Origin of the sequence: Serratia liquefaciens, assembly GCF_027594825.1 — a bacterium.
Classification (GTDB): Bacteria; Pseudomonadota; Gammaproteobacteria; order Enterobacterales; family Enterobacteriaceae; genus Serratia; species Serratia liquefaciens_A.
The window spans coordinates 2,607,051-2,629,610 of record NZ_CP088930.1; the positions used below are offsets into that span (position 1 = coordinate 2,607,051).

General features: G+C 56.6%; 18 protein-coding genes. 8 read left to right on the forward strand and 10 right to left on the reverse strand.

Annotated features, from left to right (window positions below; all coding sequences use genetic code 11):
• Nucleotides 1–8: 8 nt before the first annotated feature.
• On the reverse strand, nt 9–2,414 hold the full coding sequence (gene malP, locus LQ945_RS11945) for a maltodextrin phosphorylase (RefSeq protein ID WP_270102929.1): 2,406 nt from the start codon (nt 2,412–2,414) through the stop codon (nt 9–11).
• A gap of 542 nt (nt 2,415–2,956) precedes the next feature.
• Here malP and malT point away from each other — a divergent pair.
• Nucleotides 2,957–5,671 carry an HTH-type transcriptional regulator MalT gene (malT, locus tag LQ945_RS11950; protein WP_044554796.1) on the forward strand — a complete coding sequence of 905 codons (2,715 nt, stop codon included), beginning with the start codon at nt 2,957–2,959 and terminating at the stop codon, nt 5,669–5,671.
• Between the two features lie 25 nt (nt 5,672–5,696).
• Nucleotides 5,697–6,245 (forward strand): GNAT family N-acetyltransferase, encoded by a 549-nt coding sequence (locus LQ945_RS11955; RefSeq protein WP_270102930.1) that lies wholly within the window; start codon nt 5,697–5,699, stop codon nt 6,243–6,245.
• 97 nt (nt 6,246–6,342) lie between these two features.
• Here the strand turns inward: LQ945_RS11955 and LQ945_RS11960 are convergent, their stop codons facing one another.
• From LQ945_RS11960 to ulaA, 6 genes are read right to left on the reverse strand one after another with little or no spacing between them, the layout of a single operon-like run.
• The gene (locus LQ945_RS11960) at nt 6,343–7,029 is read right to left on the reverse strand and encodes an L-ribulose-5-phosphate 4-epimerase (RefSeq protein ID WP_270102982.1); all 687 of its coding nucleotides are present in this window, start codon (nt 7,027–7,029) and stop codon (nt 6,343–6,345) included.
• Nucleotides 7,030–7,033: 4 nt separating this feature from the next.
• On the reverse strand, nt 7,034–7,888 hold the full coding sequence (locus LQ945_RS11965) for an L-ribulose-5-phosphate 3-epimerase (RefSeq protein ID WP_269935993.1): 855 nt from the start codon (nt 7,886–7,888) through the stop codon (nt 7,034–7,036).
• A gap of 9 nt (nt 7,889–7,897) precedes the next feature.
• Complete coding sequence (locus LQ945_RS11970; protein ID WP_270102983.1) at nt 7,898–8,554, reverse strand: 3-keto-L-gulonate-6-phosphate decarboxylase UlaD; 657 nt, start codon at nt 8,552–8,554, stop codon at nt 7,898–7,900.
• Nucleotides 8,555–8,567: 13 nt separating this feature from the next.
• Complete coding sequence (ulaC, locus tag LQ945_RS11975) at nt 8,568–9,041, reverse strand: PTS ascorbate transporter subunit IIA (protein ID WP_270102932.1); 474 nt, start codon at nt 9,039–9,041, stop codon at nt 8,568–8,570.
• A gap of 10 nt (nt 9,042–9,051) precedes the next feature.
• Nucleotides 9,052–9,360: a PTS ascorbate transporter subunit IIB gene (gene ulaB, locus LQ945_RS11980; protein ID WP_270102933.1), complete on the reverse strand. Its 309-nt coding sequence runs from the start codon at nt 9,358–9,360 to the stop codon at nt 9,052–9,054.
• Nucleotides 9,361–9,372: 12 nt separating this feature from the next.
• On the reverse strand, nt 9,373–10,770 hold the full coding sequence (gene ulaA, locus LQ945_RS11985) for a PTS ascorbate transporter subunit IIC (protein WP_269935962.1): 1,398 nt from the start codon (nt 10,768–10,770) through the stop codon (nt 9,373–9,375).
• Nucleotides 10,771–11,175: 405 nt separating this feature from the next.
• Here ulaA and ulaG point away from each other — a divergent pair, with 405 nt between their 5' ends.
• The 6 genes from ulaG to glpD all read left to right on the forward strand — a co-directional run bounded on the left by ulaG (nt 11,176) and on the right by glpD (nt 17,100).
• Nucleotides 11,176–12,240 carry an L-ascorbate 6-phosphate lactonase gene (ulaG, locus tag LQ945_RS11990; protein ID WP_270102934.1) on the forward strand — a complete coding sequence of 355 codons (1,065 nt, stop codon included), beginning with the start codon at nt 11,176–11,178 and terminating at the stop codon, nt 12,238–12,240.
• Between the two features lie 119 nt (nt 12,241–12,359).
• On the forward strand, nt 12,360–13,115 hold the full coding sequence (ulaR, locus tag LQ945_RS11995; RefSeq protein WP_270102935.1) for an HTH-type transcriptional regulator UlaR: 756 nt from the start codon (nt 12,360–12,362) through the stop codon (nt 13,113–13,115).
• Nucleotides 13,116–13,199: 84 nt separating this feature from the next.
• Complete coding sequence (glpE, locus tag LQ945_RS12000) at nt 13,200–13,526, forward strand: thiosulfate sulfurtransferase GlpE (RefSeq protein ID WP_020837374.1); 327 nt, start codon at nt 13,200–13,202, stop codon at nt 13,524–13,526.
• A 167-nt stretch (nt 13,527–13,693) separates the two neighbouring features.
• Nucleotides 13,694–14,530, forward strand: coding sequence for a rhomboid family intramembrane serine protease GlpG (gene glpG, locus LQ945_RS12005; protein ID WP_270102936.1), 837 nt, complete (start codon nt 13,694–13,696; stop codon nt 14,528–14,530).
• Nucleotides 14,531–14,566: 36 nt separating this feature from the next.
• Nucleotides 14,567–15,325, forward strand: coding sequence for a DeoR/GlpR family transcriptional regulator (locus tag LQ945_RS12010; RefSeq protein ID WP_020837378.1), 759 nt, complete (start codon nt 14,567–14,569; stop codon nt 15,323–15,325).
• Between the two features lie 266 nt (nt 15,326–15,591).
• Nucleotides 15,592–17,100, forward strand: coding sequence for a glycerol-3-phosphate dehydrogenase (gene glpD, locus LQ945_RS12015; protein ID WP_270102937.1), 1,509 nt, complete (start codon nt 15,592–15,594; stop codon nt 17,098–17,100).
• Between the two features lie 44 nt (nt 17,101–17,144).
• Here the strand turns inward: glpD and glgP are convergent, their stop codons facing one another.
• From glgP to glgC, 3 genes are all read right to left on the reverse strand, one after another.
• Nucleotides 17,145–19,592: a glycogen phosphorylase gene (gene glgP, locus LQ945_RS12020; protein WP_044554800.1), complete on the reverse strand. Its 2,448-nt coding sequence runs from the start codon at nt 19,590–19,592 to the stop codon at nt 17,145–17,147.
• A gap of 125 nt (nt 19,593–19,717) precedes the next feature.
• Complete coding sequence (gene glgA / locus LQ945_RS12025; protein ID WP_044554801.1) at nt 19,718–21,151, reverse strand: glycogen synthase GlgA; 1,434 nt, start codon at nt 21,149–21,151, stop codon at nt 19,718–19,720.
• 127 nt (nt 21,152–21,278) lie between these two features.
• Nucleotides 21,279–22,556 carry a glucose-1-phosphate adenylyltransferase gene (gene glgC, locus LQ945_RS12030; protein ID WP_020837383.1) on the reverse strand — a complete coding sequence of 426 codons (1,278 nt, stop codon included), beginning with the start codon at nt 22,554–22,556 and terminating at the stop codon, nt 21,279–21,281.
• Nucleotides 22,557–22,560 lie beyond the last annotated feature (4 nt).

Here is a 22,560-nt window from a genome sequence, read left to right on the forward strand (position 1 = left end):
CGCTCTCCTTAACGCTTGGCTTGCCAGATACGCTGCTGGTAGTCGCGGATCGAGCGATCCGAACTGAACATCCCAACGCGTGCGGTGTTAAGAATAGTACGACGCGTCCATTCATCACGGTCACGATAGAGTTCGTCTACCTGCTGTTGAGCTTTGCAGTAAGAAGCAAAGTCCGCCAGCACCAGATAAGGGTCGCCGCCCTCCAGCAGGCTGTGCAGCATCATGTCGAAAGCATGCTTGTCGCCGTTGCTGAATGCGCCGCTCGCCAATTCGTCCAAAATCGCTTTCAGGTGTTTGTCTTTCTTGCGGTAGCTGAGCGGATCGTAGCCTTTCGCCAGCAGCGCCTTCACCTGATCCACGGTGTTGCCGAAGATAAAGATGTTGTCTTCGCCCACCTGCTCGGCGATTTCCACGTTAGCGCCATCCAGCGTGCCGACGGTCAGCGCGCCGTTTAACGCCAGCTTCATGTTGCCGGTCCCAGAAGCTTCTTTACCGGCGGTGGAGATCTGTTCGGAGATATCCGCGGCCGGGATCATCAGCTCAGCGACGGAAACGCGGTAATCAGGAATAAACGCCACTTTCAGGCGATCCTTCACCAGCGGATCGTTGTTGATCTTCGAAGCCGCCTGGTTGATCGCATAAATGATATTTTTCGCCAGGTAATAGCCCGGAGCCGCTTTGGCGCCAAACAGGAACACGCGCGGTACGATATCCAACTGAGGGTTATCGCGCAGTTGGCGATACAGCGACAGGATATGCAGCAGGTTAAGGTGCTGGCGTTTGTATTCGTGCAGGCGCTTGATCTGCACGTCGAAAATCGCGTCCGGGTTCAGTTTCAACCCCATGACGTCGTGCACATAATTGGCCAATACAACTTTATTATCGCGTTTGATTTGCTGATAGCGCTGACGGAACGCCGCGTCATCGGCAAACTTCTCCAACCCTTTCAACGCGTCAAGATCGTTAGCCCACTCCACCTTCAGCGTTTCGTCGATTAGCCCAGACAGCGCCGGGTTACACTGCTTCAGCCAGCGGCGCGGCGTGATGCCGTTGGTGACGTTGTGGAATTTGTTCGGCCACAGTTGGTGGTATTCCGGGAACAGATCTTTCACCACCAAATCGGAGTGCAATTGCGCCACACCGTTGACCGCAAAGCCGCTGACCACGCACAGGTTAGCCATGCGAACCTGCTTGTTATGGTGCACCGCTAACTTGGCCCACACCGCGTCGTCACCCGGCCAGTGTTGGTCCACCAGCTTTTTGAAGTTGGCGTTGATCTGCTTGATGATGGAGAAGTGGCGGGGCAGCAGACTGCGTACCAGCTTCTCATCCCAGCACTCCAGCGCTTCCGGCATCAGGGTATGGTTGGTGTAGGCGAAGGTCTTGCTGGTGATGGCCCAGGCGGCATCCCACGCCAACTGATGTTCATCCAACAGAATGCGCAGCATTTCCGGAATGGCGATGGTCGGGTGGGTGTCGTTAAGCTGGATCACTTCGTACTTCGGCAGATCTTCAATCTTGCGGCCCGCCAGATGGTGCTTACGCAGGATATCCGCCACCGAGCAGGCACACTGGAAGTATTGTTGCATCAGGCGCAGGCGCTTGCCCGCCTGGTGGTTGTCATTCGGGTACAGCACCTTGGTCAGCTTGGCCGCTTCAACGCCCTGCTTCTCCGCCTGCAGGAATTTACCGTCGTTGAAATCACTCAGATTAAACGGATGCTGATGAGTCGCCTGCCACAGGCGCAGCGGTTGAGTCACGCCATTGCGGAAGCCCAATACCGGCAGATCCCAGGCCTCGCCGCGCAGGGTAAATGCCGGGCGCCACAGTTCGCGGCCATCGGCCAATTTCTCCAGTTTCCCGCCGATGCCCACATCCACCGACAGCGCGGCGTTGTGGCGGAACCACGGGTAGCTTTCGCGCTGCCAGTTATCCGGCGCTTCCTGCTGCTGGCCGTCGCTAAACGACTGGCGGAACAGCCCGTATTGGTAATTCAACCCGTAGCCGGTGGCCGGTTGCTCCACCGTCGCCATCGAATCCAGGAAACAGGCCGCCAAACGCCCCAGCCCGCCATTGCCTAACGCCGGATCGGTTTCCTGCTCCAGCAGATCCGCCAGCTTGATATCCTGTTCCGCCAATGCCTGCTCGACGGTGTCATACCAGCCCAGGTTAATCAGGTTGTTGGCCGTCAGGCGACCAATCAGAAACTCCATCGAAATGTAGTTCACGTGGCGCAGCGGCTTGCTGCTTTTGCGCGGTGCAGGTTGTGCAGCCAACTGCTCGGCCAATGCCGCGCTTACCGCCTCCCACCATTGGTGCTGAGTCATCTGTTGTGCAGAACTGAGGCCAAACTTTTGCCACTGACGGGTCAGTGCCGCCAGGAAAGCATCCTTTTTAAGCGTAGGCTGGGACATAAAAAACTCTCTATCCAGTAAGTGGGTCAAATTAGCGTTATCGTGCCGGGGAGAAAGAGTGAAGGCATCATCCCGCCTGGGGATTAGCTGGGGAGGAGGATTGGGGCGTAGCTAAAATTGTGATCTCAGGCACTTTTTGACTCCCTTGCATCATGCAAAAAAGCCCACCGACGGACGCAGTGAGCACTGAGAACAAGGTGAAAACTTGTTCAATGACGTTAGCACAGTTATTGCAGAGGCTACAGTCGCCTGCGCGCCCATAAATGCTTTCCTGTACCTGCGTCACTTAAGCGCGCTAAAACACCACGCTTCCACAGGGCTTTAGCTGTAAACGTAAAAAAGTGTGATCAATAGCAATATAACTCCAAGCCGATGCGGAACCTTGTTGCAATACGTTTAACGTTGTCAGAAGTTAGGAGGGGGATTAATTACGAGCCATAAAATAATTAACCCCACTCCGATCCCGGCAGGCGTCGCGATGCAATGAACGTCAACGGGCAGGCCAACGGCTACGGAAACCGCGATTTTCACTCTGGAATACTATGCTAATCCCATCAAAACTGAGCCGTCCGGTACGGCTGCAAAATACCGTGATCCGCGATCGCCTGCTGGCCAAATTAGCCAGCACGGCCAACTATCGTCTGACATTGGTCAATTGCCCTGCGGGATACGGGAAAACGACGCTGGTCGCTCAGTGGGCGGCCGGCAAATCAGATTTAGGCTGGTATTCGCTGGATGAAAGCGACAACCAGCCCGAGCGCTTCGCCAGCTACCTGATCGCCGCCTTGCAACACGCCAGCGGCGGCCACTGCGTCAAAAGCGAAGCACTGAGTCAAAAGCATCAGTACGCCAGCCTGTCGGCACTGTTCGCCCAAGTGTTTATCGAGCTTTCCGACTGGCATCAGCCACTGTATCTGGTGATTGACGACTACCATCTGATCACCAATGACGTGATTCATGAAGCCATGCGCTTTTTCCTGCGCCACCAGCCGGAAAATCTGACGCTGATCCTGCTGTCCCGCACCTTGCCGCCGTTGGGCATTGCCAACCTGCGCGTGCGTGACCAACTTTTGGAAATGGGCACGCAGCAGCTGGCGTTTACCCATCAAGAAGCCAAACAGTTCTTTGACTGCCGCCTGACGGCCCCCATGGAACAGCATGACAGCAGCCGGCTGTGCGATGAGGTCGAAGGTTGGGCTACCGCGCTGCAGCTCATTGCGTTATCCGCCCGTCAGTCCACCTCTTCCGCCCAGCAGTCGGCCAAACGCCTGGCGGGCCTTAATGCCAGTCACCTGTCGGATTATCTGGTGGACGAAGTGTTGGATCACGTCGATGCCGAGGCTCGCGCCTTCCTGCTGCGTTGTTCGGTGCTGCGTTCCATGAACGATGCGCTGATCGTCCGCCTGACCGGCGAAGACAACGGCCAGCAACGGCTGGAAGAGCTGGAGCGTCAGGGCTTGTTTATCCACCGCATGGACGACAGCGGCGAGTGGTTCTGTTTCCACCCGTTGTTCGCCACCTTCCTGCGTCAGCGTTGCCAATGGGAATTGGCGCTGGAGCTGCCGGGCCTGCACCGGGCCGCCGCCGAAGGCTGGCTGGCGCTGGGGTATCCCGCAGAGGCGATCCACCACGCGCTGGCGGCCAGTGACGTCAGCATGCTACGCGATATTCTGTTGCAGCACGCCTGGTCGCTGTTCCACCACAGTGAGCTGGCCCTGCTGGAAGAGTGTCTGAACGCGCTTCCCTACGAAAAGCTGATCCAAAACCCCAAGCTTGCACTGCTGCAGGCCTGGCTGGCGCAGAGTCAGCACCGCTATATCGAAGTGAACACCTTGCTGGAGCGTGCCGAACAGGCGATGCGCGAGCATAAAATTGACGTCGATCGCACCCTGCACGCCGAATTTGATGCCCTGCGCGCGCAGGTGGCAATCAACGCCGGGAAGCCGGAAGAGGCCGAACGCCTGGCCACCGAAGCGCTGAAATTCCTGCCGCTTTCCAGCTATTACAGCCGCATCGTCGCCACCTCGGTCACCGGCGAAGTCCATCACTGCAAAGGCGAGCTGGCTCGCGCACTGCCGATGATGCAGCAAACCGAGCAGATGGCCCGACGCCATCAGGCATACCACTACGCGCTGTGGGCGCTGTTGCAGCAGAGCGAAATTCTGATTGCCCAGGGGTTCCTGCAGGCCGCTTACGAAACGCAGGACAAAGCTTTTGAGCTGGTGCGCGAACAGCATCTGGAACAGCTGCCGATGCACGAGTTCTTGCTGCGTATCCGTTCACAAATTCTGTGGTCCTGGTCGCGGCTGGACGAAGCGGAAGACGCCGCCCGCGAAGGCCTGAAAATCCTGGCCAACTACCAGCCCCAACAGCAGTTGCAGTGCATTGCCATGTTGGCCAAGTGCTCGCTGGCGCGCGGCGATCTGGATAACGCCAATGCGCATATGCAACGTTGCGAAGTCCTGCTGCACGGCTCTCAATACCACCGCGACTGGCTGACCAATGCCGACAAACCGCGGGTGATCCACTGGCAGATGACCGGCGACACCGCAGCCGCGGCCCAATGGCTGCGCCAGACCGAAAAACCCGGCATGGCGGACAACCACTTTATGCAGGGCCAGTGGCGCAACATTGCCCGGGTGCAGATCATGCTGGGCCAGTATGAAGAGGCCGAAGTGGTGCTCGATGAGCTCAACGACAATGCCCGCCGCCTGCGTCTGGTCAGCGATCTGAACCGTAACCTGTTGCTCAGCAACCAGCTTTACTGGCAGATGGAGCGTAAAAGCGACGCGCAAAAAGTTCTGATGGAGGCGCTTTCACTGGCCAGCCGCACCGGATTTATCAGCCATTTCGTCATTGAAGGCGAAGCGATGGCGCAGCAACTGCGCCAATTGATTCAGCTTAATACGCTGCCGGAGTTGGAAAATCATCGCGCTCAACGTATTCTGCGCGATATCAACCAGCATCATCGGCATAAGTTCGCGCATTTTGACGAGAACTTCGTCGATAAGCTGCTAACTCACCCTCAGGTACCGGAACTGATCCGCACCAGTCCGCTGACGCAGCGCGAATGGCAGGTACTGGGGCTGATTTATTCCGGCTACAGCAACGACCAAATCGCCGGCGAACTGGACGTGGCAGCCACCACCATCAAAACCCATATCCGCAACCTGTACCAAAAGTTGGGCGTAGCCCACCGCCAGGAAGCGGTACAGCAGGCGCAGCAACTGCTGAAGATGATGGGGTACGGCGCCTGACGAATACAGAAAGGACTAATCGATTATGGAAGATGTCATTATTGGCAACGCTAAAAAAACTGATGCGGGAGAGGTCGTAAGGCTTATCGCACTGGCGGATAAAGACGCGGTATTGGCCCTGTCTGGCAAAGACGATATCAACGAAGCCCTTTTTCAGTACGAAGTGAACTTCGGCCGCCATGATGTGTATTTTGGCTATAAAAATGTCTTCGTGGCTCGGGACAAGGAAAAAATCCTTGGCTGTATCCTCTATTTCAAAGGGGAAGACGAGTCAGGGTTCACGGCCATAACAGAGCATCGAGCTGAAATGGAAAATGAATCAGATCCCGATGAAATATATATCGATTCCCTGGCCGTCCTGCCGGAGTGCAGAGGACGAGGGATAGCAAAATCTCTGATTAACCGTGTCGTTGAGGAAGCCGGGCGGCAAGGGCTCAATAAAGTCGGCCTTCTGGCCGATACCAAAAAGCCCCACCTGAAAGCCCTGTACCAAAAGCTAGGGTTCAATGTGACGGCGGAGATAGAGCTGCTCAACGATCGCTACGAAAAGATGACGGTCGAAACGGGCGCGTAATGAGTCAGGAAAAGGGGCCGCCCTTTTCCTGAGATCGTTGATTGAAGCCCGCCATAACACCCCAGGATAATCACCAACGGGGATAACCTCATCGGTTTTACCCCTGCCCGTAATAAGCAGCAGCGCCGTGTTTACGATTGAAGTGCTTTTCCAGCAGATGGTCATCAATACGTCGCAGCTGGGGGTTAATACCGCAGCTGATCCAGGCCATTTTCGCCACCTCCTCCAGCACCACCGCATTATGCACCGCCTCATCCGGCGTGCTACCCCAACTGAAAGGGCCGTGCTGAAACACGATAATGCCCGGTGTGTACAACGGCTGATGGCCCCCCAAGGTTTCGATGATCACCCGCCCGGTATTCAACTCGTATTCGCCGGCAACCTCTTCCGCCGTCAGGGCACGCGTGCAGGCTATATCCCCGGCAAAATAATCGGCATGGGTAGTGCCAAGCACCGGTATCGATTTACCGGCCTGCGCCCAGGCGGTGGCATGGGTAGAGTGGGTATGCGCGATACCGCCAATTTGCGCATACTCCCGATACAATGCCAAATGCGTAGGGGTATCGGAAGAAGGCCGTAAATGCCCTTCCACCACCTCTCCCTGCATATTCACCACCACCATATCCTCAGGCTGCATGCTTTCATAAGGCACGCCGCTGGGTTTGATCACCACCCACCCCCGTTCACGATCGATGCCGCTGACGTTGCCCCAGGTATAAGTCACCAGCCCATGCGCAGGCAGGGCCATATTCGCGGCATAGACCCGCTGTTTCAGTTGTTCCAGCATACTAAGCTCCTATCGCCAGCCCGGCTCTTGCCATGCGCTCCGTCACCCAGGCTTTCGCCGCCCTCACTTCCTGTAGCGGATCGCTCGCAGTTTCGCTCCACATCTCAATCAGATAGGGACCGCGATAGCCGCTGTGCAACAAGGTACTAAAACAGCGTTCAAAATCGACCACCCCCTCGCCAAAGGCCACGTTTTTAAACTCGCCCGGGCGGGTATCTTTTACATGTACCGCCACGATATGCCCGCGACCGGCCACCAGTTCCATCTGCACGTCGTTGTCCCAGGCCGACAGGTTGCCAATATCCGGATACAGCTGAAACCACGGGTTATTCAGGTAATGGGCATAGCCCAGCGCCTTGCTGATCGAGTTCATCAACGGGTAATCCATAATTTCCATCGCCAGCGTCACCTGGGCACGGCTGGCCATCTCCACCGCCTGTTTCAAACCGTCGCGGAACCTCTCGCGCGTATTGTCATTGGCCTGCTGGTAGTAAACGTCATAACCCGCCAATTGAATCACCCGGATACCGAGATCCTGTGCCAGCCGGATGGCTTTTTGCATAATCAGCAGCCCCTGGTTGCGCACCCCATCATCCTCGCTGCCTAAAGGAAACCGGCGGTGAGCGCTCAGGCACAGTGAAGGCACCCGTACGCCGCTGGTCGCAACGGCTTGAACCAGCGCCAGGCGCTGCTCGCGGCTCCAGTCCAGCCGTGCCTGACGGCTGTCGCTCTCATCTATCGACATCTCTACGAAATCAAATCCCAGTTCACCCGCCAGTTGCAGACGCGTCAGCCAGTCCTCTCCCGCCGGCAGTGCCTTTTCGTAGATGCCCAAAGGGACGGCCTTTTGCAACATAGCCATAATTTACCCCCACAGTTGAGCAATAGCGCGCTTGAACTCACGTGCCGCTGCCACCGGATCCGCAGCATCGCGAATGCTGCGCCCGGCGATGAATACATGAATAGGAATGCCCTGGAACAGCGGCAAATCGCCCAACGCCAGCCCACCGGTGACGGTCACCTTGAAGCCCATATCGGCAAGACGCCGAATAGCGGCGATATCTTCATCGCTCCAGGCCACACCGGCAGCCTGTGCATCGCGGCTACGGTGATAAACCACCTGCTGCACGCCCGCCTGACGCCACTCCACCGCTTGTTCCCAGGTCCAAAAGCCGGTCAGTTCAATCTGCACGTCGCCGTTGAACTCTTTCGCCACGGCCAGCGCACCTTTGGTGGTATTGATATCGGCGCAACAAATCACGGTGATCCAGTCTGCATGCGCCTCAAAACACATGCGCGCCAGGATCTGACCCGCATCGGCAATTTTAGCGTCCGCCAATACGATGCGATCCGGGTACAAGGCTTTCAGGTCACGCACGGCACGCACCCCTTCAGCCACGCACAAAATGGTGCCCACTTCGATGATGTCGACTTCGTCGGCGATCAGGCGTGTCGTACGATAGGCATCGTCCATTGACTGGTTATCCAGCGCCACCTGCAGCATAGGTAAATGTTGGGTCATCATGCTCTCCTGGTTAATGCGTTGCCGCAGCCGCGGACGTTTGATTGATTAAATCCAGCACCTCAGCCACCGAGCGGCAGGCGCGCAAGCGTTCAAAATTGGCTTCGTCTTCAAACAGGTTCACCACCTGCAGAATGCCAACTTCCTGATGCGTACGGCTGTCCACTGCGGCCAGGGTGATTAAGATATCGATAGGGTCGTTACCCTCATCGCCAAAACACACTGGCGTTTTCAACGTGACCAAAGCAAAACCGGTTTTCAGCACCCCTTCTTCCGGGCGACCGTGCGGCATCGCCAGCCCCGGTGCCAATACAAAATAAGGGCCGTGTCGTTCAACGCCGGCCAGGATGGCGTTGAAATAGCGGGGTTCTACCACCCCGGCGGCGACCAGCAGATCAACGCCCAATTTCACCGCCTGCTGCCAATCGGTGGCTTCCGCCTGCAGAAGGACTGACTTGTTCTGTGCCAGTGAGTCACTCAGTTTCATGGCCGTTCCCTCACTGGCTCAGGTCTTTGGGGAAATGCGCCCCAATCACTTCCATCAACTTGGGCCCAAAGTCGGCCGCAGAAAGCATATTGCGCACACCGACCACATACTTGTTGCCACTGACGACAATCTCATCCGCCACATGAGTCGACGCGACGATAATGTCCGCGCTGCCCAGTTCGGATTTGTACTCCCCGACCGCACAGCTGTTCACCGTATGATTAACGCCCTGCTGGGTAAGGAATTGACCGACTTTCATTTTCATGATCATCGAGCTGCCTTGCCCGCAGCCGCATACCGCCAAAATTCGTACTGTCATGGTGCTCTCCCGTTACTGTGAGGCCGTTTCAGCCAGCTGTTTTTCCGCATCTTCTTCCGCGCGCAGGGTGCGCCCGGCGAAGAACATGTAAAGCAGTGCAATCACAATCACCACCCCCATAAACCACAGGCCCAGGCTCAGGCCTTGCATCAATGGCGGTGCCAGAATCGACCAGTCCGCCATACCCATCCAGGCGCTCAGCCCGGTCAGCTTGACGGCCCAGACGCAGCCGAAGATCTCGATCATGCCCATCACCAGGCATATCTTCATGGCAGCACGCCAGCCGCCGAAATGATTGGCAAACACGCCGATAGTGGCATTTGAGAAAAACATCGGAATAAAACCGGGAATGATCATGATGGAGGAGCCGAGCGCCAGCAGTACCGCCACCGCAATCAACTGGCCAATGGTGCCCCACATAAAGCCCCAGACCACGGCATTCGGTGCGAAGCTATAAATGGCGGCGCAGTCAATCGCCAGCACCGCGCCGGGGATCAGCCGCTGAGAAATGCCATTGAAGGCTTCCGTCAGCTCGGCCACAAACATGCGCACGCCCTGCACAATGATGAAAATCGCCACCGCAAACATCAGCCCGGTTTGCAGAATGTAAATCGTCCAGTGCGTTTTCCCGGCCATGATCTGCAGCGTGTCCAGGCCAAATGAGCAGAGAATGATGCCGAAGAACAGCGTCATGACGATGGCGGTGGAAACGATATTGTCGTGGAAAATATTCAACCAGCCCGGCAGTTTCAATGCTTCCACGCTGTCTTCTTTCTTGCCCAGATAAGGGGCGATCTTATAAGCCACCCATGAGGCGAACTGCTGCTGGTGGCCAATAGAAAAACCACTGTTTTCGGTTACTGCCTGCGTCGGCTTGAACATCATGTTGGAGGTTATCCCCCAATACAGCGAGGCCAGCAGCGCGCTGCACAATACGGTAGTCCACATCCCGTAGCCCAGGATGTAGAAAAATACGGCTAACAGCCCAACCTGTTGGAACATGATATGGCCGGTGAGCATGATGGTGCGGATGCCGGTAATGCGCCGCAGCAGTACGTAGAGGGTATTGAGCGCCAGCGCCAGCAGCACTGCATATCCGACCCAGCTGTAGGCGTCCCCCATACGCTCAATGGTGGCCATCATTGAGGCGTAGGTATCAGAAATAGCCCCGTTGATGCCGTACACCTCCGATAACTTCGCCACCACCGGTTTGAAGGTGCTGGTCAAAATACCGGAACCGGCTTGCAGCAACATAAAGCCGATAATCGTCTTGATGGTGCCTTTGATGATCACGGCCGCGCTTTTGCGCAGCAAGACATAGCCAAGCAGCGTGACCAACCCCAGCAACAAGGGGGCGTTCGTCATCACCTGATTAAAAAAAACGGTGAAAATGGTGTAAAGGGTATCCATCTGGCTCTCCCGGTAGCGTTTGCATGCTTGTTGCGCATTGGCGGACGCTACCAGCACCAACGCCAGGCGTCGCAGTCACGCAGGAACAGCCTCACCATACCAATCACCAAGAATCACAAAAAGATTATAAATGATTATTTGTGAACAACCTCGCAAGATATAAAACAATTCTATGTTGATTCAATACCCTAAGATTTGCCCCACCGATTACCCATTGAATTAAATTACCTTTTACTCATTTTCCATCCATGACCTGTAGCTGACCCGCTAGCAAGCCAAACGCTTTACTGCATTGCCAGCTTAAAAAAACGGTGCTAGATTCAGTCAAAATCGATCACATTAAATCTTTAAATGATTATATGTGATTACTTAAGTCACTGAACCGCAAATGATGAGAGGTTAACCATGAGCAAAGTCGCAACGATTACGCGCGAATCCTGGATACTGAACACCTTCCCTGAATGGGGAACCTGGCTGAATGAAGAAATTGAACGCGAGCAGGTCGCGCCAGGCACTTTCGCCATGTGGTGGCTGGGATGCACCGGCATCTGGCTGAAGTCGGAGGGAAGCGCAAACCTGTGCGTTGATTTCTGGTGCGGTACCGGCAAACAAAGCCACAGCAACCCACTGATGAAGAACGGCCACCAGATGCAACGCATGGCCGGGGTAAAAAAATTACAACCCAACCTGCGCACCACCCCCTGTGTGCTCGATCCTTTTGCGATCAAGGACATTGATGCCGTCCTGGCCACCCACGATCACAACGATCATATCGACGTTAACGTTGCCGCCGCCGTAATGCAGAACTGCGCGGCTTCGGTGCCTTTTATCGGGCCACAAAGCTGCGTGGACATCTGGATCGGCTGGGGAGTGCCACGCGAACGCTGCATCACGGTAAAACCGGGGGACGTGATCAAAATCAAGGATGTGGAAATTCACGCGCTGGATGCTTTTGACCGCACGGCCTTGATCACGCTGCCGGTGGAACAAAAAGCCGCCGGCGTGCTGCCGGACGGCATGAACGAGCGAGCGGTAAATTACCTGTTCAAAACACCGGGCGGCAACTTGTACCACAGCGGTGACTCGCACTATTCCAACTACTACGCCAAACACGGCAATGATCATCAAATCGACGTGGCGTTGGGTTCCTATGGCGAGAACCCCCGTGGCGTCACCGACAAAATGACCAGCGCCGACATTCTGCGCATGGCGGAATCATTGAATGCCAAACTGGTGATCCCGTTCCATCACGACATATGGTCAAATTTCCAGGCGGATCCGCAGGAAATCCGCATGCTTTGGGAAATGAAAAAGGATCGGCTCCAATACGGCTTCAAGCCTTTTATCTGGCAGGTTGGCGGCAAATTTACCTGGCCGCTGGATAAAGATAATCTGGAGTACCACTACCCACGCGGTTTTGACGACTGCTTTACCCTTGAACCCGATTTGCCATTCAAATCCTTCCTGTAACCAGGCTATGGGGCATTTTGATGTCATACCTATGCGCACTTTTGAACAGCAATGATTCAAATCGTCAGAAGCTGCGCATATAATCAAAAAAACTGTCCCCACTCCCTGATGGAGCCTGCATGACTGAGTCCCAACGCCATAATGCCCTTCTCGATCTCTTACAGCATAAGGGGCAGATCTCCGTAGCGGACGTGATAACCGCGTTTGAAATATCCCCCGCCACCGCGCGCCGCGATATCAACAAACTGAATGAGATCGGTAAACTGCGTAAGGTTCGCAATGGGGCAGAAGCCACCAGCACCCCTCGCGCAGCATGGACGCCACTCAATATCCACCAGGCCCAGCATTTGGACGAGAAAATGCGTATTGCCAAAGCGGCAGCGCAACTGTGCCAGCCGGGCGAAAGCGTAGTGATTAACTGTGGCTCGACCGCTTTTCTGCTGGGGCGTGAGATGTGCGGCAAAGACGTGCAGGTGATCACCAACTACCTGCCGTTGGCCAACTACTTGATTGAGCAAGAGCACGACAGCGTGGTGATCATGGGTGGCCAGTACAATAAAACTCAGTCCATCACCCTGGCACCGCAGGACGGCGACGCTTCTCTGTATGCCGGCCACTGGATGTTCACCAGCGGCATCGGCCTGACCGCCGATGGCTTGTACAAAACCGATATGCTGACCGCCATGGCCGAGCAGAAGATGCTGAACTATGTCGGTAAACTGGTGGTGCTGGTCGATAGCAGCAAAATTGGTCAGCGCGCAGGCATGCTGTTCAGTCGCACCGAGCAAATCGACATGGTGATAACCGGCCGTGACGCATCTCCAGCTATCGTAGAGCAGCTGCGCTTGCAAGGTGTTGAAGTACAGCTGGTGTGATAAACCATAGTCTTCATCTGGTCTTAATTGGCACGAAATTGATTACAATGGCGGCATATTCTTATTACGAGGCAGTTGGCAGTTATGGAACAGTTTGAAGCGATCAACGTTGAGCAGGCGCACAGCCGTTGGAAAGACGACAGCGCCGCGCTGGTCGACATCCGCGATCCCCAGAGTTTTGAAGCCGGGCATACGCCAGGCGCCTTCCACCTGACCAACGCCAGCCTGCAAACCTTCATGCAGCAAAACGACTTTGATCGTCCGGTGATGGTGATGTGCTACCACGGCAACAGCAGCCGCAGCGCGGCGCAATACCTGCTGCATCAGGGGTTTGACGCGGTGTACAGCATCGACGGCGGCTTTGAGGCCTGGGCTCGCCAGTATCCTCAGGACGTTGAAACCTCCGCATAATCCTCCCCCCGCCGTCTCGGCGGGTTCCTTTTTCGCGCTTTTAGTGAGTGTTTTTGCGGGTTTTTCACAGATCTGCTGCCTGCGCTCAGGGTTTCGACGGTATAATCGGCCGTCAACGCCATCGGGGCAAACCGGCGGCTAAAATCATTCACTTAGACGGAAAAGCCATGGTTAGAGTAATCGCCGTATCCAACCCCCGCCTGGCGCAGGCCTTTGTCGACTATATGGCGACACAGGGCATCGAGCTACGGGTGCACAACAGCGGCGAAGCGGCGGAAATCTGGCTGGCTGACGACAGCCGCCTGGAACAGGTGCAACATGAGCTGCAGCAGTTTCTGATCGATCCGCTCAACAGCCGCTACCGGGCCGCCAGTTGGCAGGCCGGCAAGACCGACGCCGAGCTGCACTACCAGGGCTATTCTTATCTGCAAACCTTGCGCAGCAAGGCCGGCCCGCTGACGCTGAGCGTGATGGCGCTGTGCATTGTGGTCTATATCCTGATGCAGATACTGGGCGACGACGCGGTAATGTACTGGCTGTCCTGGCCGCAGAACAGCGAGCAGTACACGCAACTGTGGCGCTGGGTCAGCCATGCTTTCCTGCATTTCTCGCTGCTGCACATCACCTTTAACCTGATGTGGTGGTGGTATCTCGGCGGCCCGATGGAAAAACGCCTCGGCGCCGGCAAGCTGTTCGTGCTGGCGGTGGTCTCGGCCTTTTTCAGCGGTTGGGCGCAGTCGCTGTTCAGCGGTGCCTTGTTCGGTGGTCTGTCCGGCGTGGTCTATGCGCTGATGGGTTACTGCTGGCTTAGCGGCGAACGTGCGCCGGAACGCGGTCTGATGCTGCCACGCGGCCTGATGGTGTTTTCGGTGCTGTGGCTGGTGGCCGGATATTTCGATATTTTAGGAATGTCGATCGCTAACGCGGCACACGTAGCCGGTTTAGTGTTAGGGTTATTGATGGCATTTTGGGACACGCGTCATCGCGCGCACAACGAACAATAACAGCCAGGTACAAGCCGGGCGTTTTAGGGGATTACCGTGAAGCAAACACAGCGTCATGACGCAATTATCGAGCTGGTGCGCCTGCAGGGCTATGTCAGCACGGAAGAACTGGTCGAACATTTTGACGTCAGCCCGCAAACGATTCGCCGTGATTTGAATGACCTGGCCGATCAGAACAAAATCCAACGCCACCACGGTGGGGCCGCGCTGCCCTCCAGCTCGGTGAATGCCGCGTATAACGATCGTAAAGTGATGTGGTCGGAACAGAAAGCGCGTATTGCCCAACGCGTCGCCAGCCAGATCCCGGACGGCGCCACGCTGTTTATCGACATCGGCACCACGCCGGAAGCGGTCGCTCATGCGCTGATGAACCACAAGAACCTGCGCGTGGTGACCAATAACCTGAACGTCGCCACCCTGCTGACCGCCAAAGAAGATTTCCGCCTGATCCTGGCCGGTGGCGAAGTGCGCACCCGCGACGGCGGCATCATGGGCGAGGCCACGCTGGACTTTATCTCTCAGTTCCGTCTCGATTACGGCATTCTGGGTATCAGCGGCATCGATATGGACGGCTCGCTGCTCGAATTCGACTATCACGAAGTGCGCACCAAACGCGCAATTATCGAAAACTCGCGCTGCGTCATGCTGGTGACCGACCACTCCAAATTCGGCCGCAATGCGATGGTCAACCTTGGTAACATGAACCTGATCGACTATCTGTTTACCGACCAGCTGCCACCGCCAAGCGTGATGAAAATCATCGAGCAGTACGACGTACAGCTCGAACTGTGCTAAGCCCTTTCCGCCACGTTTAACCCTGCGGTACCGCTTTTCAGCGCCATTACGCCCGCCGTTTTCTCCGGGGTTCAGCCTGCTGACCCCGGTCATTCCCAATCGAAATACCCCCTCTTTTTGTATAACTACTATCATCAAACTGTTACCTCTATCACGCCTAAATGTTTTTGTTTGGTTAAGTCTTGGCTTGTTTGTTGGTTTTTGATTACAATCGTGAGCGAAAACGAACATGAAAGAGCTATTTCGAACATCTGGAGGAAGTTGACGTGGAAACCAAAGACTTGATCGTTATCGGTGGCGGCATCAACGGTGCCGGCATCGCGGCGGATGCTGCCGGGCGCGGCCTGTCCGTACTGCTGCTGGAAGCGCAAGACTTGGCCTGTGCTACGTCTTCCGCCAGTTCCAAACTGATCCACGGTGGCCTGCGCTACCTGGAACACTATGAATTCCGTTTGGTCAGCGAAGCGCTGGCAGAACGTGAAGTGCTGCTGAAACTGGCACCGCACATTGCCTTCCCAATGCGCTTTCGCCTGCCGCACCAGCCACACCTGCGTCCGGCCTGGATGATCCGTATCGGCCTGTTCCTGTACGATCACCTGGGCAAACGCACCAGCCTGCCGGGCAGCAAGGGTTTGCGCTTTGGACCAGAATCGGTGCTGAAGCCTGAATTGAAGCGCGGTTTCGAATATTCCGACTGCTGGGTTGACGATGCTCGCCTGGTGGTGTTGAACGCCCAGGAAGTGGAAAAACGCGGTGGCGAAGTTCGCACTCGCACCAAGGTCACCCGTGCATGGCGTGAGAATGGCCTGTGGATGGTTGAAGCGGTCGATGTCGACAGCGGCAAAACCTTTACCTGGCGTGCCAAGGGCCTGGTGAACGCCACTGGCCCATGGGTGAAGCACTTCTTCGACGACGGCCTGAAGCTGAAATCGCCTTACGGTATCCGCCTGATCAAAGGCAGCCACATCGTGGTGCCGCGCGTACACGATCAGCCGCAGTCCTATATTCTGCAGAACGAAGACCACCGTATCGTCTTCGTGATCCCATGGAATGACGAGTTCTCCATCATCGGCACCACCGACGTGGAATACCACGGCGATCCGAAAGACGTGAAGATTGACGATAACGAAATCAACTACCTGCTGAAAGTGTATAACGATCACTTCAAGAAACAGCTGGGCCGTGACGATATCGTCTGGACTTACTCCGGCGTGCGCCCACTGTGCGACGACGAATCGGACTCACCGCAGGCGGTCACCCGCGACTACACGCTGGACGTGCATGACGAACAGGGCAAAGCGCCGCTGCTGTCGGTGTTCGGCGGTAAGCTGACCACCTATCGCAAGCTGGCTGAGCATGCGATGGAAAAACTGGCGCACTACTACCCTGGCTGCGGCCCGGCGTGGACCAAAAACGGTTCGCTGCCAGGCGGCGACATCGGTGGCGATCGCGACAGCTACGCCGCAAAACTGCGCCGCGAGCACAGCTGGTTGCCTGAAGCACTGGCGCGTCGCTTTGCTCGCACCTACGGCAGCCACAGTGAGCTGATCCTGGCCGGTGCCAACAGCCTCAACGATCTGGGCGAAGATTTCGGTCACGGCCTGCATGAAGCCGAGCTGCGCTACCTGATCGAAAAAGAGTGGGTGGTAGAGCTGGATGACGCTATCTGGCGCCGCACCAAGTTGGGTATGTGGTTGGACGAAGCGCAGCAGGCACGAGTCAAAGCCTGGCTGGCGGAACACGCGAAAGCGAAAATGCTGTCTCTGGCATCGTAAGACGCCAAACGTAAAAAGGGCCGGATATCCGGCCCTTTTTTACATTACAGCTTGATGGGTTTGATGTGCCAGATTTCGTCCGCATACTCCTGAATGGTGCGGTCGGAAGAGAAGTAGCCCATATTGGCGATATTCAGCACCGCCCGACGCGTCCAGTCGTCCTGATTGCGATACACCTCATCCACCTTGTCCTGCGTATCCACATAGCTGCGGTAATCTGCCAGCAACTGGTAGTGATCGCCCAGGTTTACCAGGGAATCAAACAGGTTGCTGTAGCGCTTGGGCTCCTCAGGGCTGTAAACGCCGGTGGCGATCTGGGTAAGCGCCTGATGCAGCTCGGGATCCTGCTCATAGTACAGATGCGGGTTGTAGCCGTTGCGGCGCAGCTCCTCGACCTGTTCGGCGGTATTGCCGAAGATAAAGATGTTCTCCGCCCCTACGTGCTCCAGCATTTCAACGTTGGCGCCATCCAGCGTGCCGATGGTCAGCGCACCGTTAAGCGCGAACTTCATATTACTGGTGCCGGATGCCTCGGTGCCTGCCAGCGAGATCTGTTCGGACAGGTCCGCCGCCGGAATAATCATTTGCGCCAGGCTGACGCTGTAGTTTGGAATGAACACCACTTTCAGTTGCGTATGCACTCGCGGATCGTTGTTGATCACCTTGGCGACGTCGTTGATCAAGCGGATGATTTGCTTGGCGGCGTAATAGGCCGAAGCCGCCTTGCCGGCAAAGATCACCACGCGCGGCACCCGCTCGGTTTCCGGATCTTGCAACAGACGGTTATACAGCGTGATCACGTGCAGTACGTTGAGCAATTGCCGTTTGTACTCGTGGATACGTTTAATCTGCACGTCAAACAGCGCGTCCGGGTTGACCACCACATTCAACGTTTTGGCGATGTAGGTCGCCAGTCGCTCCTTGTTCTGCCGTTTGGCGCTTTGCACCGCCTTCAGGAAGCTGGGGTAATCGATATTGGCCTTGATCTCGCTCAGTTGGCTGAGATCGGTACGCCAGGTCTGACCGATGCTGTCATCCAGCACGTCAGACAGCGGTCGGTTAGCCAGCCCCAGCCAGCGCCGTGGGGTGACGCCGTTGGTTTTATTGCAGAAGCGATTAGGGAAAATACGGGCGAAATCGGCAAACAGCGATTGCACCATCAGTTCGGAGTGCAGCGCCGAAACGCCGTTAACCTTGTGGCTCGCCACCACAGCCAGCCACGCCATACGCACACGACGACCATTGGTTTCATCAATGATCGACACCCGCGCCAGCAACTCATTGTCGCCCGGCGCCACTTCCTGCACCTGTTTGAGGAAGTGATCGTTAATCTCGAAAATCAGCTGCAGGTGACGCGGCAGGATCCGGCCAATCATGTCCAGCGGCCAGGTTTCCAGCGCTTCGCTCATCAACGTGTGGTTGGTGTAAGAAAACACCTGCTCGACCACCGCCCAGGCATCCAGCCAGCTGAACTTATGTTCGTCGATTAGCCGGTGCATCAGCTCAGGGATAGACAACACCGGGTGGGTATCATTGAGGTGAATAGCAATCTTGTCTGCCAGGTTGTCGAAGCTTTTATGCATCGTCCAATGGCGGTTGAGGATATCCTGCACCGTGGCCGATACCAGGAAATACTCCTGCCGCAGACGAAGCTCACGCCCTGAATACGTCGAGTCATCGGGATAGAGCACGCGTGATACGTTTTCCGAATGGTTTTTATCCTCAACCGCCGCAAAGTAATCGCCCTGATTGAATTTACCCAGGTTGATTTCATTACTGGCCTGCGCGCTCCACAGCCGCAGCGTATTGGTGGCGTCGGTATCAAAACCGGGGATCACCTGATCGTAAGCGGTGGCGATGATCTCTTCGGTTTCCACCCAACGCGCCTTGGCGCCTTCCTGCTGGATCCGTCCGCCAAAGCGCACCTTATAGCGGGTGTTATGACGCGGGAACTCCCACGGATTGCCGTATTCCAGCCAATAGTCCGGTGACTCCATCTGTTGGCCGTTAACGATATTCTGTTTGAACATGCCGTATTCGTAACGAATGCCGTAGCCCCGACCCGGCAGCGCCAGCGTCGCCAGCGAATCCAGGAAGCAGGCGGCCAATCGGCCCAGCCCGCCGTTGCCCAGCCCGGGATCGTTCTCCTCCTCCAGCAGTTCGCCCAGGCTCAGCCCCATCTCATTCAACGCGTCGTCGATATCCTGATAAATCCCCATCGACAGCAAGGCGTTGGACAGCGTCCGGCCAATCAGAAACTCCATCGACAGGTAATAAACCTGGCGCACATCCTGCGAAAGTTGCGCACGGTTAGAGCGTAACCAGCGCTCCACCATACGGTCGCGCACCGCAAACAGCACGGCGTTCAGCCAGTCATGCTGGTTGGCGATAGCCGGATCCTTGCCGACGATAAACATTAACTTATAGGCGATGGAGTGTTTCAGCGCTTCAACACTGACCGTGGGTGAGGTGTAACTAATCGGTGAAGTCATAGCTTTTCGATCCCCTGAAGGGGGCGCATATATTCGCCCGGAATAGATGCGCCCCACTGAACTCGGGCGCCGCATGTTGCGCCCCTACAACCTACAATAGCGGGTGTCGCTGCACGTCATGACGTCTACAACAAACGCTGATAAAGCGACAGGTATTCTTTTGCCGCGACCTGCCAGCCAAAATCCACGCTCATGGCGTGGCGCTGGACGTGACGCCAATGCTTCGGCCTGCTCCACAGCACCATGGCGCGCCGAATGGCGTTGCCCAGTGCGGTGGCGTCACAATCATCAAACACAAATCCGCTGGCGCTGCCGTCGGCCAGATTCTCCAACGCACAGTCCACCACCGTGTCCGCCAGCCCCCCGGTGCGGCGCACCAGCGGCAGCGTGCCGTATTTCAGGCCATAGAGTTGGGTCAGCCCACAGGGTTCAAAGCGGCTCGGCACCATGATCACATCGGCCCCGCCGATGATGCGGTGCGAGAAGGCTTCGTGGTAACCAATCTGTACGCCAACCTGCTCCGGATAGTCGGCGGCAGCGGCGAGGAACGCCTGTTGCAGCACCGCATCGCCGGCCCCCAGCAGCGCCAGTTGGCCCCCCTGCTCCAGCAGCGCCGGCAGGGCTTCCAGCACCAGATCCAGCCCTTTCTGGCTGGTCAGACGGCTCACTACCGCAAACACCGGCAGCGACTCGTCCACCTTCAGGCCCATGGCTTTTTGCAGGTGCAGCTTGTTCTTGACCTTGTTCTTCAGATCGTCAGCGTCGTAACGGGCGGTCAGACGCGGATCGTGGGACGGGTCCCAAATTTTGTCATCTACGCCGTTAAGAATGCCGCTCAAGCGCCCCTGATGCTGGCGTTCCTGCAGCAGCCCCTCCATGCCATAGCCGAACTCCGGCCGGGTGATTTCCCGTGCGTAGGTCGGGCTGACGGCGGTGATATGGTCGGCGTAGTACAAACCCGCCTTCAGGAATGACATCTGGCCGTAAAACTCCAGGCCATAGACGTTGTAGAACGAAGGCGGTAACCACAGCTCTGCCACGTGATGGGCGGAGAATAGCCCCTGATAGGCCAGGTTGTGCACGGTGAAAATAGATCGCGCCGGATGGCCATTGGCGGCCAGATAGGCGCAAGCCAGCCCCGCATGCCAGTCATGGGCATGCACTACCTGCGGACGCCAGTACCGATCCAACCCCTTGGCCAGCTCGCAGGCCATCCAGCCCAGCAGGGCAAAGCGCCGGTGGTTGTCGGAATAGGCATTCATTGATTGGTCGTGATACGGGCTGCCCGGCCGCTCGTACAGCCAGGGGGCATCAATCAGGTAAATGCCCACGCCGTGGTAGGTGCCGTAACGCAAGCCGACCCGGCCGGCAAAAGAATCGATTTCTGCCACCAGCACGGAATCCGGTATGCCGTTGCGCACGTCAGGAAAAGCGGGCAATAACACCCGAACATCGCCGCCCTCGGCGATCTGAGCCGCGGGTAATGCGCCAACCACGTCTGCGAGCCCCCCGGTTTTCAACAGGGGGAACATTTCAGAACATACGTGTAAAACCTGCATTATCACTCCTGAGAATCGGCAAAATTACTCTGGAAAAGCAGGCTTGCCGCTGTTGTTAACCCCGCGTTGTGCAAGCCATCAGTCCGTTTATATGGCGGCAGGCTATCGTTCTGCCGACTACCTTAACTCACAACTTTGACAACATTTCGCGCGTCACCAGCACAATGCCACCTTCCGAGCGATAAAAGCGTTTGCTGTCCTCGTCGGCGTTTTCGCCAATCACCATCCCCTCGGGAATATGACAGGCACGGTCGATAATGCAGCGCCGCAGACGGCAAGAACGGCCGACGTTAACGTCCGGCAGCAATACGGTAGAGTCGATGGTGCAGAACGAGTTCACCCGCACCCGCGGGAATAGCACCGAATGCACCACCACCGAACCGGAGACGATGCAACCGCCGGACACCAGCGAGTTCATGGTCATGCCGTGGCTGCCGGAGCGATCCTGCACAAACTTGGCCGGCGGCAGCGGTTCCATGTGGGTGCGGATCGGCCAGGCGCGGTCATACATATCCAGCTCCGGCGTTACCGAAGCCAGATCGAGGTTGGCGCGCCAGTAGGCCTCCAGCGTACCCACATCGCGCCAATACGGTGGCAGATCGGGGTTGGAGGTCACGCAGGACAGCGTGAACGGGTGCGCCCAAGCCGCTTTCTGGGCAGTGATTTTCGGGATCAGATCCTTACCGAAATCGTGGGTGGAGCCCGGCGTCGACATGTCCTCCTCCAGCAGTTGGAACAGGTAGTCGGCGTTAAAGATGTAGATCCCCATGCTGGCCAGCGACATATCCGGATTGCCCGGCATCGGCGGCGGGTTGCTGGGCTTTTCCAGGAATTCGAGGATCAGATCGTTTTCGTCCACTTCCATCACGCCGAACTCGCTGGCTTCCTCACGGGGTACCGGCAAGCAGGCGACGGTGCATTGCGCGCCCTTTTCCACGTGGTCGATCAGCATGCGCGAGTAATCCATCTTGTAGATGTGATCGCCCGCCAGGATCACCACATATTCGGCGTCGTAACGGCGAATGATATCCAGGTTCTGGTACACCGCATCCGCCGTGCCCTTGTACCAGTGCTCGGTACTGAGGCGTTGCTGGGCCGGCAACAGGTCAACAAACTCGTTCATCTCTTCGTTGAGGAACGACCAACCGCGCTGGATATGCTGCACCAGAGTATGGGACTGGTATTGGGTGATCACGCCGATGCGGCGGATCCCCGAGTTCAGACAGTTCGACAGGGCAAAATCGATAATGCGGAATTTACCGCCAAAGTGGACGGCCGGCTTGGCCCGGGTTGAGGTTAAATCTTTCAAACGCGAACCGCGGCCACCGGCCAGGATCAGGGCGACGGACTTAATCGGCAGTTGGCGTGCCAACATCAGGGGGTCTTTATTTTCAAACCTAACCATAGCT